General features: G+C 56.2%; 2 protein-coding genes and 1 pseudogene. All 3 read left to right on the top strand.

Features of this window, described 5'->3' with window-relative positions; all coding sequences use genetic code 11:
• The first annotated feature begins 64 nt into the window (after positions 1 to 64).
• A complete protein-coding gene (locus tag WCG50_RS18420; protein WP_336901054.1) occupies positions 65 to 2,011 on the top strand; it encodes an AMP-binding protein in 1,947 nt (648 codons plus the stop codon).
• Positions 2,008 to 2,790, top strand: a complete 783-nt coding sequence (locus tag WCG50_RS18415) for an ABC transporter ATP-binding protein (RefSeq protein ID WP_336901053.1) — start codon at positions 2,008 to 2,010, stop codon at positions 2,788 to 2,790. The genes WCG50_RS18420 and WCG50_RS18415 overlap by 4 nt, the downstream gene beginning before the upstream one ends.
• 75 nt (positions 2,791 to 2,865) lie before the next feature.
• Positions 2,866 to 3,356, top strand: a pseudogene (locus tag WCG50_RS18410) (branched-chain amino acid ABC transporter permease); the annotation flags it as partial.

Genomic DNA, 3,356 nt, shown 5'->3' with positions numbered 1-3,356 from the left:
CAAGTCTCAATCAGTTGGGGACAGAGCTAAAGATCTGTCCCACAAGTTATTTAAAAGGTACGGGATGCAGACCACTTTTCCTCGACTGCTTTTAGACCATGCGGCCCAGCGGCCGCTGGAGCCTGCCATGCGCGAAAAAGAGTACGGCATCTGGCAGGCACTTTCCTGGTCGGATCTGGCGGGGCTCGTCGAGCATCTGGCCTGTGGCTTGCACCAGGCCGGATTGCGCCCGGGTCAGCACATGATTGTGGTCGGTGCCAATCGCCCACGTCTCTATGCCACCATGCTGGCCGTGCAGTCGCTTGGCGCCATTCCTATCCCGCTGTACCAGGATGCGGCCGGTCAGGAATGCGTGTTTCCTATCAACGACGCCGAGGTCTCTTTTGCCTTTGCCGAAGACCAGGAGCAAGTCGACAAGTTGCTGGAGATTCGCGATAAATGCCCGCAACTCACCCGTATCTATTTTGACGATCCACGCGGACTGCGCAACTACGACGAGCCGGGCCTGTCCTCTGTCGATGAACTGGTTGCCGCTGGCAAGGCCTTTGCAGCTCTGCAAACAGAATTTTTTAAAGCTGAAGTGGCCAAGGTCAAGCCTGACGATGTGGGCGCTATGTTCTTTACGTCCGGCACCACCGGCAATCCCAAGGGCGTAGTGCACACCCACAACTCGCTGTTGAACCGCGCCAAGGCCGGGGCCGATTTCGACAAGCTGACCCCGCATGAAGAAGTGCTGGCCTACTTGCCACCGGCCTGGATTGGTCAGAATATTTTCAGCTACTCGCAGTGGTTGGCCTGCGGCTATGTGGTGAACTGCCCCGAGTCGGCTGCGACCGTCACGATCGACCTGAAGGAAATTGGTCCTACCTATTATTTTGCGCCTCCCCGAGTGTTTGAAGGGCTGCTCACCAGCGTGATGATTCGCATGGAAGATGCCGGCGCCCTCATGCGTGGCATGTTCCATTACTTCATGGGTGTGGCGAAGCGGGTCGGTCCGAGCAAGATGGATGGACAACCGCTCTCTATGGTGGACAGTCTGCTTTACGCCATGGGCAATGCACTGGTTTATGGCCCGTTGCGCAACAGCCTGGGCATGAGCCGGGTCCGTGTGGCCTACACCGCAGGTGAGGCAATTGGACCTGACCTGTTCACGTTTTACCGCTCCATCGGCATCAATCTCAAGCAACTGTATGGTTCTACCGAAACCGCCGTGTTTGTCTGCTTGCAGCCCGACAACGAGGCGCGCGCCGACACCGTTGGGGTGCCTTGCGCCGGGGTCGAAATCAAGTTGGCTAGCAACGGCGAAATTCTGGTCAAGTCCCCCGGTTTGTTCAAGGAATACTACAAAAACCCGGCCGCTACGGCAGAGGTTTTGACGGCCGAGGGCTGGTACCACACCAGCGATGCAGGTTTTCTGGATGCGAACGGCCACCTCAAGATCATCGACCGCGTCAAAGACGTGGGTCGCATCAAGGGCGGTGCCAATGACGGTGCCATGTTTGCGCCCAAGTACGTCGAGAACAAGCTCAAGTTTTTCTCTCACATTAAAGAGGTTGTGGCTTACGGTGACGGGCGCGAAAAAGTCTGCGTCATGGTCAACATCGACTTTGACGCGGTCGGCAACTGGGCCGAGCGGCGCAACCTGCCGTATGCCGGGTACACCGATCTGGCGCAAAAGCCCGAGGTCTACCAACTCATCAAAGAATGCGTCGAGAGCGTCAATGCCGATCTGAGTGTGGATACGCTGCTGGCGGGCTCGCAGGTCAGCCGTTTTCTGGTGTTGCACAAAGAGCTGGACGCCGATGACGGCGAACTGACCCGCACCAACAAGGTTCGTCGCGGCTTCATTGCCGAGAAATACAGCGCGTTGATTGACGCCTTGTACGGCGGAAAAACCACGCAGTTCATTGAAACCGTGGTCAAGTTTGAAGACGGCCGCACCGGCAGCGTCAGTGCCACTTTAAGAATTGACGACGCAAAAACCTTTGCGCCAGTAAAGGCAGCAGCATGAGCAAAAAAATTGGCGACGTCATTCTTGATGTCAATAACATCTCTTTGAGTTTCGGGGGTGTCAAGGCGCTGACCGACATTTCCTTCAATGTGCGTGAGCATGAAGTGCGCGCCATCATCGGCCCCAACGGCGCCGGTAAAAGCTCCATGCTGAACTGCATCAACGGGGTTTACAAACCGCAGCAGGGCGCCATTACTTTTCGGGGTCAAACCTTTGGCCACATGGACAGTCACCAGGTGGCGGTGATGGGCATTGGCCGCACGTTCCAGAACCTGGCTTTGTTCAAGGGCATGAGCGTGATCGACAACATCATGACCGGCCGCAATCTCAAGATCAAAAGCAACTTGCTGTGGCAGGCGCTGCGGGTCGGCCCGGCTCAGCGCGAAGAAGAAATGCACCGCGAGAAGGTCGAACACATCATCGACTTCCTGGAAATTCAGGCATTCCGCAAAACCCCGGTCGGCCAGTTGCCTTATGGCCTGCAAAAGCGGGTGGACTTGGGCCGCGCCCTGGCGATGGAGCCGCAAGTGCTGTTGCTGGATGAACCCATGGCGGGTATGAACGTGGAAGAGAAGCAGGACATGTGCCGCTTTATTCTGGACGTCAACCAGGAGTTTGGCACCACCGTGGTCCTGATTGAGCACGACATGGGTGTGGTGATGGATATTTCAGACCGCGTGGTGGTGCTTGATTACGGCAAAAAGATTGGCGACGGCACCCCCGACGAAGTTCGCAATAACGAAGAAGTGATCAGCGCCTATCTGGGCACGAGTCACTAATAGTGAGAATTTGTGGGAAAGACCGCAGCTACGCGAAGCGAGCTAGCTCTGTCCCCAACTGTTTAAGGAGTTGGAATGGCATTTTTTCTTGAAACCTTGTTTGGCGGCCTGATGGCCGGCATGCTGTATTCGCTGGTAGCGCTGGGCTTCGTGCTCATCTACAAAGCCTCGGGCGTGTTCAACTTTGCACAGGGTGCCATGGTGCTGTTCGCAGCGCTGGCGATGGCGCGTTTTTCGGAGTGGGTGCCGATCTACCTTGGCATCAGCAACCCCGTTCTCTCGAATCTGATCGCCTTTGTCGGGGCGGGTGTGGTGATGTTTGTGGTGGCCTGGGTGATTGAACATCTGGTGTTGCGTCACCTGGTCAACCAGGAAGGCACCACCTTGTTGATGGCCACGCTGGGCATTGCCTACTTTCTTGAAGGCTTGGGTCAGAGCATCTTTGGCAGCAATATTTACAAGATTGACATTGGCATGCCCAAAGACCCGGTGATGATTTTGGAGAGCGCCTTTGAAGGCGGCATCCTGATCAACAAGGAAGACTTTTACGCCGCCATCATCGCCGC

The organism is Rhodoferax sp., from assembly GCF_037143375.1.
In the GTDB taxonomy this organism is placed as follows: domain Bacteria; phylum Pseudomonadota; class Gammaproteobacteria; order Burkholderiales; family Burkholderiaceae_C; genus Rhodoferax.
Note: the sequence above shows the minus strand (reverse complement) of the source record. Positions and strands in the feature narration are given on the sequence as shown.